The 15,376-nt window shown below is 46.3% G+C and carries 14 protein-coding genes; 11 read left to right on the top strand and 3 right to left on the bottom strand.

The features are described 5' to 3' along the window. The first annotated feature begins 100 nt into the window (after window positions 1-100). From ATL39_RS04305 to ATL39_RS04260, 10 genes are all read left to right on the top strand, one after another. On the top strand, window positions 101-1,261 hold the full coding sequence (locus tag ATL39_RS04305) for a cation:dicarboxylate symporter family transporter (protein ID WP_120192072.1): 1,161 nt from the start codon (window positions 101-103) through the stop codon (window positions 1,259-1,261). A gap of 128 nt (window positions 1,262-1,389) precedes the next feature. Then, the gene (locus tag ATL39_RS04300) at window positions 1,390-2,175 is read left to right on the top strand and encodes a carbon-nitrogen family hydrolase (RefSeq protein ID WP_120192071.1); all 786 of its coding nucleotides are present in this window, start codon (window positions 1,390-1,392) and stop codon (window positions 2,173-2,175) included. A gap of 68 nt (window positions 2,176-2,243) precedes the next feature. Continuing rightward, a complete protein-coding gene (locus ATL39_RS04295; protein ID WP_120192070.1) occupies window positions 2,244-3,104 on the top strand; it encodes an alpha/beta fold hydrolase in 861 nt (286 codons plus the stop codon). A 288-nt stretch (window positions 3,105-3,392) separates the two neighbouring features. Continuing rightward, window positions 3,393-4,055, top strand: a complete 663-nt coding sequence (locus ATL39_RS04290; protein WP_120192069.1) for a GntR family transcriptional regulator — start codon at window positions 3,393-3,395, stop codon at window positions 4,053-4,055. After that, window positions 4,052-4,732: a DUF2848 family protein gene (locus ATL39_RS04285; RefSeq protein ID WP_120192068.1), complete on the top strand. Its 681-nt coding sequence runs from the start codon at window positions 4,052-4,054 to the stop codon at window positions 4,730-4,732. The genes ATL39_RS04290 and ATL39_RS04285 overlap by 4 nt, the downstream gene beginning before the upstream one ends. Before the next feature lie 15 nt (window positions 4,733-4,747). Continuing rightward, complete coding sequence (locus ATL39_RS04280; RefSeq protein ID WP_120192067.1) at window positions 4,748-5,530, top strand: carbon-nitrogen family hydrolase; 783 nt, start codon at window positions 4,748-4,750, stop codon at window positions 5,528-5,530. A gap of 36 nt (window positions 5,531-5,566) precedes the next feature. Continuing rightward, window positions 5,567-6,574: a DctP family TRAP transporter solute-binding subunit gene (locus ATL39_RS04275; protein ID WP_120192066.1), complete on the top strand. Its 1,008-nt coding sequence runs from the start codon at window positions 5,567-5,569 to the stop codon at window positions 6,572-6,574. Window positions 6,575-6,632: 58 nt separating this feature from the next. Beyond that, window positions 6,633-7,085 carry a TRAP transporter small permease gene (locus tag ATL39_RS04270; protein ID WP_120192065.1) on the top strand — a complete coding sequence of 151 codons (453 nt, stop codon included), beginning with the start codon at window positions 6,633-6,635 and terminating at the stop codon, window positions 7,083-7,085. Beyond that, on the top strand, window positions 7,082-8,383 hold the full coding sequence (locus tag ATL39_RS04265; protein ID WP_120192064.1) for a TRAP transporter large permease: 1,302 nt from the start codon (window positions 7,082-7,084) through the stop codon (window positions 8,381-8,383). The genes ATL39_RS04270 and ATL39_RS04265 overlap by 4 nt, the downstream gene beginning before the upstream one ends. 17 nt (window positions 8,384-8,400) lie before the next feature. Then, a complete protein-coding gene (locus tag ATL39_RS04260; protein ID WP_120192063.1) occupies window positions 8,401-9,174 on the top strand; it encodes a putative hydro-lyase in 774 nt (257 codons plus the stop codon). Window positions 9,175-9,196: 22 nt separating this feature from the next. On the opposite strand, the gene ATL39_RS04255 is transcribed toward ATL39_RS04260, so the two are convergent. Next, a complete protein-coding gene (locus ATL39_RS04255) occupies window positions 9,197-10,294 on the bottom strand; it encodes a DNA alkylation repair protein (protein ID WP_170146831.1) in 1,098 nt (365 codons plus the stop codon). 130 nt (window positions 10,295-10,424) lie between these two features. Here ATL39_RS04255 and ATL39_RS04250 point away from each other — a divergent pair, with 130 nt between their 5' ends. Continuing rightward, window positions 10,425-11,750, top strand: coding sequence for a globin-coupled sensor protein (locus tag ATL39_RS04250; protein WP_120192061.1), 1,326 nt, complete (start codon window positions 10,425-10,427; stop codon window positions 11,748-11,750). A gap of 20 nt (window positions 11,751-11,770) precedes the next feature. Here the strand turns inward: ATL39_RS04250 and ATL39_RS04245 are convergent, their stop codons facing one another. Beyond that, a complete protein-coding gene (locus ATL39_RS04245; RefSeq protein WP_120192060.1) occupies window positions 11,771-13,369 on the bottom strand; it encodes a histidine kinase N-terminal 7TM domain-containing diguanylate cyclase in 1,599 nt (532 codons plus the stop codon). Window positions 13,370-13,514: 145 nt separating this feature from the next. Then, the gene (locus ATL39_RS04240) at window positions 13,515-15,101 is read right to left on the bottom strand and encodes a histidine kinase N-terminal 7TM domain-containing diguanylate cyclase (RefSeq protein WP_120192059.1); all 1,587 of its coding nucleotides are present in this window, start codon (window positions 15,099-15,101) and stop codon (window positions 13,515-13,517) included. Between the last annotated feature and the right edge of the window lie 275 nt (window positions 15,102-15,376).

Raw genomic sequence — 15,376 nt, 5'->3', positions numbered from 1 at the left:
CTCTTTATGACAAATTGGCGAAAATGATTGTTTGTTTATGGAATACCGGTAGAATGAGAGGGGTGCATGACGAGTTTAACGCAGTTATTGGAGGATACATATGAAATTAATTATTCGTTTGCTTGCCGGAATTGCTGCCGGTGTCCTTATAGGCCTTGCAGCTAACGAAACTATCGTACGTCTGATGGTTACTATAAAAGAAATTATTGGAACGTTTATCTTTTTTATGGTTCCTTTAATTATTTTATTTTTCATTACAGCAGGGATTGCTTCTCTTGGGAAAGGGGCAGGGCGTATACTCGGCACAACAGTCGGGGCAGCTTACGCTTCTACTATCCTTGCAGGTACCTTTGCATTAAGTATAGTAATTTTTGTGCTTCCCGCTTTGGGACTTACAGGCGGGGAGGCAGCACAGCCGTCAGAAATGGAAGGCTTTATTGATTTCACGATTGCGCCGGTATTTGATGTACTGACGGCTCTAATACTGGCCTTCGTATTTGGTATTGGGATTGCAGCTACAGGATCCCGGAAGCTGCTGGGCTTTTTTACAGAAGGACAGTCCATTGTTGAACTGTCTATCCGGAAAGTTATTATCCCGCTGCTTCCCTTTTATATAGCAGGCGTGTTTTCTGAAATGAGCTATGAGGGTACGGTCGTCCAGACGCTCGGCGTGTTTGGAATTGTTCTCCTATTGGCGGTGGGAATGCATATAGCCTGGCTTCTTATCCAATACAGCATTGCCGGAGCCATGAGCCGGACCAATCCTTTTGTGCTGTTAAAAACGATGCTTCCCGCGTATTTCACGGCGTTAGGAACGATGAGCAGCGCCGCTACCATTCCGGTGACGCTCGCCTCTGTCAAAAAGACAAAGGCGCGGCATGCAGTAGCAAACTTTGTCGTTCCGCTTTGTGCCAACATTCATTTATCAGGAAGCATGATTACGATAGTAACAGCCGCTACGGCCGTTATGTACGTGTATCCGGGTCTTGCTTTTCCAGGCTTTCTTGCAATGATTCCCGTCATTATGACGCTTGGCGTGATGATGGTGGCAGCCCCCGGCGTTCCGGGAGGAGCGGTAGTGGCGGCAGTCGGCGTATTATCGGCGATGCTTGGTTTTGACGAAGGAGCCGTAGCTCTGATGATTGCCATTTATCTCGCCCAGGACAGCTTTGGAACAGCCGCCAATGTAACCGGAGACGGCGCAATCACAATGATGATTAACTCGTTGAAAAGCAGCAAAAGTAATACCGATAAAGAATAGAAAGCAGAGCCCATCCGGCTCTGCTCTTTTTTTAGGAAAATACCCACTGTTGAGATTCAGTTTTATGGGGCCATGGAAAGGGGTATAATTAAAGCAGACAGCAGGATGCAAAGCAAAGGAGAATTTATATGAATATTGCAGTATTTCAAATGAATATCATTCCCGGAGAACCTGCACGGAATAGAGAAAAGGTGAAGGCATGGTTTGAACGAAACGCCGGACCTTCGATAGATATTATTGTACTCCCGGAAATGTGGACAACCGCTTATGCATTGGAGGAGCTTGATCAGCTGGCAGAGCCGTCTGACGGCCCTACCGTTACTTTTCTTCAAGAGCTGGCGGTAAAGTATGATGTCCATCTCATTGGCGGATCGATAGCGGTGAAAGAAGACGGAAAGATTTTTAACCGGGCCGTGGTCATTGACAGAAAAGGAACCGTTGTTTACGAATACGATAAAATTCATCTCGTTCCTATGCTTGACGAACCAAAGTACCTGAACGGCGGAACCAGCAGCGTAAAGGCGTTTGAACTGGACGGTGTTAAAATGGGCGTGGTGATATGCTACGATCTGCGTTTTCCGGAAATTATCCGGGATCTGGCTCTTCAGGGAATCCAGGTTTTATTTATCCCGGCGGAGTGGCCGGAAGCACGAGCGGCCCATTGGGAAACGCTTAGTGTGGCCCGTGCTGTCGAAAATCAAATGTATGTAGTTACCTGTAACCGTATCGGCTCCTACAACGGAACTACGTTTGCCGGGCGTTCTATGTTTATAGAGCCATTTGGAGGTGTACTTTCCAAGGGGACCCCGGATGAAGAAGAAGTCCTGCAGAATACGCTGGATCTGGAAAGCGTCAAGCGGGTAAGAGAAGAAGTTCCTATTTTTAAGAGCAGAGTGCCCGGTTTGTATAAATAATAGAAGAGTCCCCTCAGGGCACAGCCTTGAGCGGGCTTTTCCATCTACATAAAGGCAGGGGGAGGCCTATGAATAAAATCGGCATGATTTATAAAGAAAACGGGAGCCGGATTGAATACACGGTAAAAGGAACCGGACCGGCCGTGCTGGTTCTTCACGGCGGGCATTCCAACTGCCGGGAACAGCTCGGTTACGAAGAGCTTTTAAATGCAGGTTATTCCATTATAACGCCTTCCCGTTCGGGGTATGGAGAAACCACAACAGCATGCGGAGCTTCGCTGGAAACGGCTGCAGCAAACTGGATACAGGTGCTCGATGAATGCAGCATTCAAGCCGCGGCTGTTATAGCGATGTCGGCCGGGGGGCCCGAAGGTATAGCGCTGGCTGCACTGTACCCGGAGAGGGTGAAATGTCTGGTACTGCAGTCTGCCGTAACGAAAAAATGGCTCACTCCGGCTGACAGGGAATACACTGCGGCCCAGCTGCTTTTTAACCGTTATACGGAAAAAGGAACATGGCGCATGCTTTCTGCAGCGAGCCGGATGAGCCCCGGGCTCGTATATAGAATAATGAGTTCCTCTTTTAGTACGCTTCCCTATGAAGAAGTAGCTTCTGCCACCCTGCCGGAGGACATACCGGCTTTTACACAAATGATCAGAAGGCAGCGTTCGAAAACAGGATTTTTAAATGATATCGCCCTAACTGGTCAGTGTACGCCTGGCCTGCTCCAAAAAATTACCTGTCCGGTTCTTGTTCAGCACAGCCAAAATGATGCGTCCGTAGACATCGCTCATATGTATCATGTGGGAAATCATGTATCGCAGGCAGAGCTGCAGCCATTAAATACCTGGGGGCATTTAATCTGGCTGGGGAAGCATTCTGATCAAATGAAAGAAAAGCTGAAACAATTTTTAAAAACATACAGCTGAGCTCCTGCAGTAAAAGGATACACGGCGATATAGAAAAGCTTTCTGCTGAGGCAGAAGGCTTTTTTGTTTGATAGATAATCTGACGCAATCGGCGTTTACTGTAAGAAGGTGTGATAGTTTTGTATCAATTATGCATGAAGAAAAACAAAAGTAACGCTTACAAAACTAAATTTTGAAAATTGTTTGACAAATTAAAAGGGGGAGGGTACAGTATGGGTATTCAACTGGTATACCAGACACCACATATCAGATACCTAATATTGGAAAAGATGTATAGGAGGAGATAACTTGAAAAAAATCGGAAAGTTCGTTTCTTATACCGATCAAGTTTATAGAGAGATAAAGGATGCAGTAATCAGCCTGGATATCAGACCTGGGGACTCCCTGCAGGAACGCTCCATCGCAGAAAAGCTGGGGGTGAGCCGTACACCGGTCAGAGAAGCACTGAAAAAACTTGAATTTGAAGGCTGGGTGGAAACGATCCCCTGGAAAGGGGTTGTCGTAAAGGAAATTGAGCGCCAGGATATTTTTGAAGTGTTCCAATGCCGCTATGCAAATGAAGGTTTTGTCGGTGAACTGGTTGCTTCTCTTATTACAGAAGAACATATTACTGATTTAAAAGAATATCAGAAACGAATGACCACGCTCGCCGAGCAGGACCGGCAGCAATTTATTAACGAAGACCGCGATTTTCATATGTATTTGGCGCAGCTTACCGGCAACAGCCGATTGATTCAGTTTCTGGATCATTTAAGCGATCAAATGCTGCGCTTTGGAATCCGGGCTGTCAGCAATGACAGCCGGATGAAAGAAACGCTTAAAGAACATCAGGCTATTATCGATGCGTTTGAAACAGGATCAAAGGAAAAAGCAAGAAAAGCGCTGGAGTTTCATATACAAAACAGTCAGGACATATTGTTAGCGATGATTGACGAGGAGGATGCAAATTGACAACAACAAAAGAAGTCGTACAGCTTACCGTAAAAGGACAGCAGAAATCATTAAAGGTAGATCAGGTCATCTGTATCGGTTATTCGGGCCGGGACCAGGCTAAAGTGAAAGAACATATTGAAGAACTTGCTGAAATTGGAGTGCCAAGACCAAATGAAGTACCGGCTTTGTTCCCTATGCGGCGTTCGAGTCTGGAAACAGAAGGGCTGCTTGAAGTAGTAGGAGAGCAGACGAGTGGAGAAGCAGAACCCGTGCTGGTTTTCGGAGAAGATGAAAATGAAGTGTATCTCACCCTGGGAAGTGACCATACCGATCGGGAGCTGGAGACGGTGCACATCGGTAAATCGAAACAGGTTTGCGATAAGCCAATCGCAGAAGAGGCGTGGGATTTAAAAGAAGTAGTCGATCATTGGGATGACCTGATTCTATCCTCAGAAATATATATCGATGGGGAATGGGTGCCTTATCAGAACAATCCGGTATCTGCGATTATGCCGTATGAAGATTTGAAAAATCATTTAAAAAATCAATCGATTGCCCTGCCGCACTCAGTTTTCCTTATTGGGACAGTACCATTACTGAGCGGATTTAAATTCGGCAGCGCCCACCGTATGTCTTTAAAGGATCCGGTAGCAGGAGAGGAAATTACGCTGGAATATAAGATTGAGATTATATAAGAAAGGAGAGAAACGATGAATATTACCGTTTTTCAATTAGATATCATAGCCGGTAACCCGGAAGCGAATCAGGAAAAAGCGGCTGTCTGGTTTGCAGAAAACGTCAAGCCGGATACGGATGTAGTCGTCCTTCCTGAAATGTGGACTACTGCCTACACGCTGGACGCATTGGAAGACACAGCAGAAGCGGCGGACGGGGAGAGTGTGGTTTTTCTCCAGAAGCTTGCCTCCTCCTATGCTGTTAATATTATCGGCGGATCGATTGCGGTGAAAGTAGATTCGCTTATTTACAACCGGGCCGTGGTGATAGACCGGAAAGGAAACCTGATCTACCATTACGACAAAATTCATTTAGTACCGATGCTTAATGAGCCTGCTTATCTGGAAGGCGGCAGGGCAAAGGTCCAGACATTTGTACTGGATGGCGTAAAAATGGGTGTTGTTATCTGTTTTGATCTCCGCTTCCCTGAAATTATCAGGCAGCTCGCCCTCCAGGAAGCCCAGGTTCTTTTTATTCCAGCAGAATGGCCGGAAGCGAGAGCGGGGCACTGGGAAACGCTCAGCACGGCCAGAGCGATTGAAAACCAAATGTATGTCGTTACGTGCAACCGCGTAGGAACCTATGACGGCGTTGAGTTTGCCGGGCGCTCGATGTTTATTGATCCATGGGGCACTGTGCTTGCGAAAGGGTCATCATCTAATGAAGAAGTTATTACAAGACAGCTGGACCTGGAAAGCGTAAAAACAGTCAGAGATACCGTACCGATATTTACAAGCCGCGTACCGGCTCTATATTAATCATCTTTATAAAAAAATCAGAGGGGTGTTTTGGTTATGAAGAAAAAATTAATATCTGTAATGTCTGTGTCAGCGTGTGCGATTGCTTTATCTGCCTGCGGAGGAGGCGGCGACAGTGCTGGAGGAGAGGAAGAAAACGTAACGCTTCGACTGGCCCACTCGGGCTCTGATTCCCACCAATATCATATCGCGGCCGAGCATTTTAAAGAAACAGTGGAAGAGAAAACAGGAGGAAGCGTGGAAATTGATATTCATGGAAATGCCACGCTTGGAAGCGAAGATGAAGCGATTGAACAGATTCAGGATGGGACGCTTGATATGACAACGGTCGCCGCAGACAGCAGCTTTGCAAATACCGTTCCGGAAATGAATTTATTTGGGATACCTTACTTATTTGAAGACACCGAGCACGTATACGAAACGCTGGACGGCGACATCGGACAGGAACTGCTCGATACGGTGAACGAAACAGGAATGATTGGACTTGGCTACTGGGAAGTAGGCATGCGCCATGTGACAAATAATGCGGTGGAAATTGAATCACCGGAGGATATGGATGGACTTAGTATCCGCGTGCAGCCATCTCCAGTATGGGAAGCCCATATGGAAGCGCTTGGCGCCAGCCCGACGCCGGTAGATTTTAACGAATTGTATTCTGCTCTTGACCAGGGAGTTGTTGACGGACAGGAAAATCCGCTGCCAACGATAGATTCGATGAACTTCTATGAAGTACAGGATTATGTATCTTTAACCGAGCACACGTATTCTCCTGCTATCGTTGTTATGAGCAGCGGCGCAGAAGGCAAGCTCAGCGAAGAGCAGCTGACTTCTGTTGAAGAAGCAGTGGAAGAAACAACGACGTACCACAGAGAAACGCTGGCTGAAAAAGAAGCAGAAATACTCGACATGCTTGAATCAGAAGGCGTCACGGTTACAGAAGACCCGGACCGCGAAGCCTTCCGTGAAGCAACAGAAGGCGTAGCCGATGTTGTATCAGACCAGGTTCCAAGCGATCTTGTAGAGCGTGTAAGAAACAGAGAGTAAATAAAAAAGGGGGCCGGTGGATAACACCGGTCCTGCTTTATAGAAAGGAAGATAGAGAATGGCTCGTGTTGATTATTACCTGGGGAAATGCATGGAAACGTTAATGCTTGTGTCTCTGTTTCTAACAGTGGCTGTTACGCTGGCACAGGTTATTTTCCGCTATGTTCTGGGATCGTCGCTTGCCTGGTCGCAGGAACTTGCGTTAATTGGCTTTGTGTATTCTGTCCTGTTCGGAGCTGTGGTTTGTTTGAAAAATAATGATCACCTGCAGGTGGATTTACTCGACAATGCTCCTTTATGGATGCAGAAGCTTTCCAGTATTCTGGAATTTACTATTATTACTATTTTTATTCTGGTTCTTCTATATTTCGGCTTTCAGCTTTTTCTAAATAACCTAATGTCCGGCCAGGTAGTGGGAATTCTGCCCGTGCAGAAGGCTTACGTATATCTCGCCCTTCCTCTTAGTGCTGTATTCATGCTTTATTTTCACATAAGGAAGGTGATGACATGATCTGGCTGATTCCACTGTTGTTTGCACTCATTCTCTTTCGGATTCCGATCGCATTTGCTTTGGGATTCGTGTCATTACTCGGGATTCTCGTAACGGATCCCGCTCTTTTGATCAATCTGCCACGCCGGCTTTACAATGGCATTGAAAGCTTTACCTTGATTGCAGTGCCTTTGTTTGTGCTCGCAGGTGAAATCATGACCAAAGGGGGAATTTCCAAGCGGTTGATTAATTTTTCCCAGCTGGTCGTTGGCTTTATGCCGGGAGGGCTCGCTATGGTCGTCGTTATGGCCAGCATGTTTTTTTCCGCTTTAACCGGCACGGCAATCGCTGCGGCGGCCGCCATTGGAGGCATGATGATACCGGCGATGAAAGAGCAGGGGTATGACGTCCGGTTTTCGGCAAGCCTTGTCGCAAGCTCCTCGACGATCGGGCCGATTATCCCCCCGAGTATCGTTCTGATTCTATACGGAGTCATTGCCAGTGTATCCATCAGTGACTTATTTGTAGCGGGCGTTCTTCCCGGCATGCTGATGGGTCTCGGCTTAATGACGTATTGCTTTATTATTGGGATGAAAACAAAAGACAAAACAAGAACACCGTTTCCAAAGCCAAAAGAACTATTATTCAGCTTTAAGGACGCGATTCTTGCTCTATTGATGCCTGTCATCATTTTAGGTGGCATTATTTCCGGGATGTTTACTGCAACTGAATCAGGCGTTATTGCCGTTATTTATGCGCTTTTGATCGGTCTTTTTGTGTACGGGGATCTTAAGTTTAAAGATATTGTGCCTGTGTTTATGGATTCGGGCCGGACAACAGCCAGTATTATTTTTCTTATTGGTAACGCCTCGATTTTTATCTGGCTGCTTTCCTATCACAGCATTCCGCAGCAGCTTTTGGACGTACTGGGACCTTTCGGCGAAAATCCGCTCCTGCTTCTGCTGCTGATCAATCTTATCTTGCTGCTGGCAGGAACATTTATTGACACGATTAGTGCAGTATCGATCTTTACGCCTTTGTTTCTGCCCTTAATTCTGCAGGCTGGAATAGATCCTGTACATTTTGGCATTATTATGGCCGTTAACCTGACGATCGGCATGGTGACGCCGCCGCTCGGGGTTGCCTTGTTTGTTACCGCACGGATTGCTAATATTAAAGTACCGGAAATGTTCCGCTACCTGATCCCGCAGATCGGCATTCTTCTGGCAGTCCTGCTTATTGTGACATATCTGCCGGATGTAATCATGTTTATTCCGGAAAACTATGAAAGCTGGTTCAATACGACACCGGCTGAGTGAGAAGGAGGTAACCAATAATGACACCGGCTGAAAAAGCAAGGCAGCAGATACGAACCCAGAAGCATACCGGGCCGACAGCGGGTATGGCTTCTGACTATACCCAGACGAATGTAGTAATACTTCCGGAAAAAGAGGCAGCGGCCTTTCGGGAATTCGCCCGCTTAAATCCCAAGTCCTGCCCCGTGCTGGAGGAAATCCCCGCTGGAGAATGGATTTCCTCTCTGGCAGCAGGCTCTGATATCCGCAGTGATGTACCGAAGTACCGCGTGTATATAAACGGCCAATATGCAGAACAGCGGACCGATATAACAGATTTATGGGAAGCGGATTTTGTAACGTTTCTCATAGGCTGCAGTTTTACCTTTGAAGCCGCTCTTCTCGAAGCGTTGGTCCCAATACGGCACATGGAGGAGCACTGCAATGTTCCGATGTATAAAACATCTGTACCGACGGAAGAATCTCTTCCTTTTCAAGGGAAGATGGTCGTCAGCATGAGGCCGATTCCGAAAGCACTCGTAGAAACGGCAGAGCGTATTACTTCGCAGTATCCTGACGTGCATGGTGCTCCCGTTCATATTGGAAGTCCGGCGGAGCTCGGCATTGTGGATCTGCAGCACCCGGATTATGGGGATCCGGTAACGATTCATCCGGGAGAAATACCCGTATTCTGGGCCTGCGGGGTAACTCCGCAGAATGCCCTGCTTGAAGCAAAGCTTGCGCTTGCCATTACCCATGAACCGGGCCACATGTTTATTACAGACCAGCCTCACGCAGCCTATAAGAAAACATAAATAAAAAGAGCCTTTTCCTGTTTTAAGGAAGAGGCTCTTTTGGTGTATCGATCAGTTCAAAATCAACGGCGCTTTTTTCTTCACCGTTGATCAAAATGGCAAGCGTGTGCTGACCCGGAAAATGGATCCGGGTCGTTAGCTGCCGGAAGGATAACTGTTTGGTAAACCGTCTTGATGTCATAGGTGCCATGTCGGTTTCTGTGACGTGGAACACTTTTCTTGTCCGTCGGCCGCTGCTTTTTACGTAGTCGACGGCGAATTCCACCCGCACTTTGGTTTCCAGTTCAGCCGACACAACAAATGAAAATTCGGCACTGTCCCCGATAGGCAGGCGGCTGGGAGCGAAGGTGAGCTTAGACACGTTTGTGCTCCCGGGATAAAAACCAAACAAAGCCAGTATCCGGGAATCACCTTTTTTCAAAAGGGACCGTGATGCATGTTTGACGATCCAGCCGGTGCGTCCACCTTTCTCCTTCCAGCGGGTCACCGTTTCGATAAATAAATCGGGATGTGTTTTGGATATATCATTTAAATGATTGGCTACGCTTTTCTGCACATAGATGGAAGGATCCTGAGCCAGCTCTTCTAGTATTGGCAGAGTAAGATCCGGATTCTTTTTTAAGGCAGGAACTCCTTCTCCCCAGGGAAGGCGTGGGCGGCTGCCTTCGCTTGCGAGCCGGCGGACGTGCTCATCCGGGCTTTTTGTCCAGGCCGTCATTCGTTTGAGTGTGCCGGAGAGGTCTTGTTTTAAAAAAGGCCGAACCGCAAATTCGGAGCTGGAATAGCGCGTATAAGTTTCCAGCGCCTGCAGGGAACGCTCCTGGTGATCAAGGCCGAACCGTGCGACAAATTCAGGAAACACAATACCTTCAAGCCCTCCAAATGAAGGAGCTGCTTCATCGAGTACTGCAAGTGCTGCCGGGTAATCACCGGGAAGCACCCTCTGCATGGATTCGGCAATTCTCGCAGCCCGCTGCTTAAACTCCAGCTGCTCCCAATCGTTTCCGTACACCGCGTTCTGAAAATCTGTCACAGAAACGGCAGTAGAGAAAGCGGAAAGCGTCCGGCCGAGCCGTTCAATATATTCAGGACTGTAAATGCTTTTTATACTGTCTGCCATACAAACCTCCCGTACAAAGAATAGTGAAAAATGCAGCATCTAACTAATATAGATAAATTATTCCGTTCTTCTGCCGATAATAAAGAAAAGGCCTGATACTATATTATACGTGATAAAAGGAGACTATCGAATGGCATTTCAAACGAAAACACGCTGGCTGAGGTCAGGAAAAAAAGAAACTGCGGCCGCCTCTGTTTATCAAGGGCAGGGAAAACTGTCCATCCCACCGGGCAGCGATATGAACCGTCAGCTGCACATTATTAATTTAAACGAAGCGGATCTTACCGTAGTGAAGTCCCTCAAACCGCTGATTGAAAAAAACATAGAATGGATTACCGAACAGTTTTACGGCAACATTACGAAACAGCCTAACCTGCTGGCGATTATAGAACAGCATAGTCACGTGGAACGTCTGAAAATGACGCTCAAAACACATATTGTGGAGCTGTTTAACGGAACGATCGATGATGCTTTTCTGGCAAAAAGAAAACGAATTGCCCATGCCCATGTCCGGATCGGGCTGGAAACAAAGTGGTATATGTCTGCGTTTCAGGACCTTCTGAACTCTTTGGCAAAAATAGCCCAGGATCATATTGAAAACAGGGAGGACCTCACGCAGGCAGTTCTAATTATAAGCAAGCTTATTAATTTTGAACAGCAGATAGTGCTCGAAGCTTATGAAGAAGAGAATAAGCGAATCCGTTTGGAAGATCAGGCGGTAAAAGATACGTTTATTGAACGGGTCAGCGAAACCTCTGAAGAATTGTCCGCTATCTCAGAGGAAACGAGTGCTTCTATTAAACAAACAACCATCCAGTCGGAAAATATTCTGTGTCTCGCCCAGCAGGGATCGGAGCTTGCCGATAAGTCTGAATCATTTTCTGCCAGCGGAAAACTTCAGGTCGAGCAGCAGAGTGAGAATATGACATTTATTAAACAAAGCATGGATACTATCCTGCAGGACTCAAAAGAACTGCAGGTGATTTCCCGGCAGATTAATGAGGTGATCGATATCGTTCAGGATATTGCGGTAAAAACAAATCTGCTGGCTCTGAATGCGGCTATTGAAGCTTCCCGGGCCGGCGAACATGGGAGAGGTTTTTCCGTCGTGGCTGATGAAATACGGGCCCTTTCCACCCAGACAAAACACTCAACGTCCACCGTATCCGACCTGATTGCCAAAACGAACAGCCAGGTGAAAAATGTTTCTGCTTCTGTTGATAAGGTTAATGTTCTCGTCCAGGAAGGCACAGAAGGCATGGTGGAAACAGATCGTTATTTCGCGGAAATTCTAGCAGCTATGAAAGAATCGAAGGGACAAAATGAGAAGATCGAAATGGAGCTCGGAACATTTGCAGCGGTCATGAAAGAAATAGAACATGCTATGGGAGAGGTTGCCGGGTCGGCAGAAGGGCTCAGCCGCATCCGGGAAGAATTTGAACAAAAACAGCGCTGAAAAAAAACGGAACCCCTTATTTAAAAGAGGTTCCGTTTTTTTTCGGGTTCGGGCCGGCGGGAAGAAGCAAGCTGCAGGTTGGACTGCACGCAGTTGCGCCCGCGGCTTTTTGCTTTATACAGCGCTTTGTCCGCCTGCTCTGCTACGGGACAGAGCGGGGGCGGATGAAAACCCGCTGAAGTGTATGTGGAAGCTACGCCGAAACTCGATGTGACGGTAATACTCTGGTCTCCAATAGTAATAGAAGAAGCTGCAATTTTCTGGCGCAGGTTTTCGGCGATTCTGACTGCGTGCTTCAGCGGGACATCAGGAAGGCAGATAATGAATTCTTCTCCGCCGTACCGGCCGATGATATCAGAGGCGCGCAGATTGTCCCTGGCGGTCAGCGCTACGTTTCGGAGTGCCCGGTCGCCTGCTTCATGACCGAACGTGTCATTAACCTGCTTGAAGTAGTCAATATCAAACATAATTATGCTGATATAACCGCCTTTGCGGCTCAATGCTTTATTTGCATTATTTGCCTGCTCAATAAAAGCTGCTTTATTAAGAAGCATCGTAAGAGAATCAATGGTCGCAAGCTCTTTAAGCTCTTTTTCGATTTCGACACGAGTGGTAACGTCCATCAGCGTGATGATTTTGCCGATATCGGTATTATTTTTATCATAAATCAAGGAGAAGCGGGGCTGAAAATGATAAGAACCATTCTCTATCTCCCATGTGAAATCTTCTTCTTTTTCCTGGTAAATAATTTTTAGAAATTCCTGATGTCCGGCGAGCACTTTGTCCACCGGCTGCCCGATGGCACTTTGATTTAGTACCGGCAGCAGCTTCTGCATAGGGCGGGTATAATCGATAATCATGTTCTGTTTATTCAAAACGATTACCGGCTCTTTCATATTTTCAAATACGCGATCCCTGGCAATCGGTGCCACGAGAAAAAAGGGAAACATGATAAGGGCAGTCCCATGAAACAGAAAGGAGACAGCCAGAAAAACCGGAGCTAAATCAAGACCGGCCGGCTGCAGATTATACGCATGCAGAATACCGGAAAGAATCGGAATACAGATGCCGGCAGCCATTAACAAGGTAGGGACTCTGTATCTTGGCGAAACACTCTGCAGCTGATGCATCAGAATCAGGACGCTGGATAGCAGGCAGAAGAAAACGAAAAAGGCGTGCATATAGTACCATGGACCGGGAACTAAATTGAGTACGGGGAACGGCCCGTTGTTTTCAAACGAGACAGAAGAATAAAAGTAAGTGTGCAGGTGGCTCGTCTGCTGCATTAAGATCGTCACAACAGGGAGTGCACACAACAGCTGAAACAGCCAGGATGGTATTTTCAGTCCGACATAGCGGACGCACATGAGTAAAATAAACAGCGGAATAAACGGAATGAATAAGTATTCCACATTCAGCCAGAATCTTATGTTTTCAAAAGAAGAGGCAGATAAACGAAACACATGAGAAAAGGAGTACAAGGCCGTAGCGAGCGCCGCTAGAATAAAATAAAATCCGCCGGGAGAGCTCCTGATTTTAAACACGGCGAATAAACTGAGCATCAGGCTGAGCAAGCCGCTGAAGACAACAGCGCTCATATAAATGCTTAATTCTCCCATCGTTACGACCCCTTTCTGCAGATAGTTCAGCACGTAATTCTATAAAGAACTATATACAGTATAAATGATCTATATAACGAATGGTATGGTTATTCATATAAGAATAGTAAAAAGAAGGAAATAACGCTAAATATTATTAAACCGGCTATTTATGAGCGGCTGCCTGCTGCGGCAGGGAAGGCTGGTAGGCGCGTACACAGTTTCGGCCTTCCCGCTTTGCTTCATACAAAGCAAGATCTGCTTTTTTGATTCCTTCACGCAGCTCTGCTGCGGGATCGGAATGAAAGTCAAGAAGCATATGGGCAATACCGAAACTGGACGTTACCTGAATAGGCGCCGTTTCGGAAATGATTTTATGATCGGCTATGGCCAGGCGGAGTCTGTTGGCAATATTGACCGCTTCTGCTTTTGAAGTGCCGGGAAGGCACAGGACAAATTCTTCTCCTCCATAGCGGCCGGCAATATCTGTTGTGCGCAGGTGTTTTTTAGTGATCCGGGCGATACTTGTCAAGACCTGGTCGCCGGTATCATGCCCGTACGTATCATTTACCTGTTTAAAAAAATCAATATCAAACAATATGAGCGAGGCCTGTACGGAAGAGGATAAAGGCAGGCTGAGAGTATATTCGGCTTCTTCCATAAAGTACGTTCTGTTATACATCTGGGTAAGACCGTCCGTGCGGGCTAAATGCTTTAACGTTTCCTCCATGGCTACTCGCTCGGTGATATTTAGAAAGGTAATAACCGTACCGGCATGACTGTTGTTTTTACTGTAGATAGGAGAAAAATGGACATGGAAATAAGCGAGCTGTTCTTTTATCTGAAGAGATACGTCACATTCTTCTCCTTTTTTCACAGCGGCAATAAGGTTATCGTGTTTTTGTAAAACGTCAGTAATGGGATCTCCAATAATGGAAGCTGGAATATTCAGGCAGAGACGGGTAAAGGACTTATTGTAGTCAATAATAATATCATTGGCATTGAGGACGAGAACCCCCTGTTCAATACTCTCAAATACAACATCTCTTGCGATAGGCGCTACATCGAACATGCGCAGCGAGGTTAATGCAAGTGCATGAAACACAAATGAAAGACTCATAAAAATAGGAACAAGATCAATACTTTCCGGTCCTATATCCGCTGCATTCAGCAGGCCGCCGATACTCGGCACAAAAAGGCCGACAATCATTAAATAAGTCTGCTTTCGAAACGGCTTAACTAAAGTGCGCAGCTGGTTGAGCAGAAGCATGATACTAATAAAAACGCAGCTGTAAAAAAAGAAGGTGTGCAGCAGATAAAAAGGCCCGTGCTGCAGATAAACGACGGAAAACGGATTGTTAACGAGAACACCCATAGAGGTATAGTATAAATAATGCAGTTCATTCGTATTCTGCATGACTATAGTAACCACAGGAATAATCAGAAGAAAGCCGCACATCCACAGTCGTACTTTGTATCCGCAGTATTCTACAGCCATAAGAAGAATAAATACTGGCAGCAGCGGCAGGGCGAGGTATTCAATGCGCAGCCAAAAGCGCATGGCTTCATAAGTAACGCTGTAAATCTCCAGGGCATAAGCGAAAGTGAACAATGCACTCAGGGCAGTAACGATAATGTAAAAGCGACCGCCCGGAGCGTGCCTGAACCGTAATAAACCATAAATAGATAAAAACGTACTTAATACGGATGCGAGGCAGACAATGACGAAATAGATAATAACGGTGGAGGCCATGCTTTTTTCTCCTTATACGTAATAGATTGGTTATATTAAGTATATAGAGAGGACATTCGTTCGTCTATAGTGTACATATAACGAAATAACTCAACAATATCAGCGAATATGCTTCTAATCAGTCTGTTGAAAAAGACAAAAAACAGGTATTTTTATACAAAATCTTTACAGGGGGTGCTTTCCACAGGCCATGCCTCAGCTAAAGAGGAAATACGCCTCTTTATCTTTTTCTATGGCTGTTCTGCAGGAGTCATCCCTGTTTATTTTTCTTCTTT

The sequence above is a fragment of the Sinobaca qinghaiensis genome, assembly GCF_003610495.1.
GTDB classification, from domain to species: Bacteria; Bacillota; Bacilli; order Bacillales; family Marinococcaceae; genus Sinobaca; species Sinobaca qinghaiensis.
This window is presented reverse-complemented; position numbering and strand designations above follow the sequence as displayed.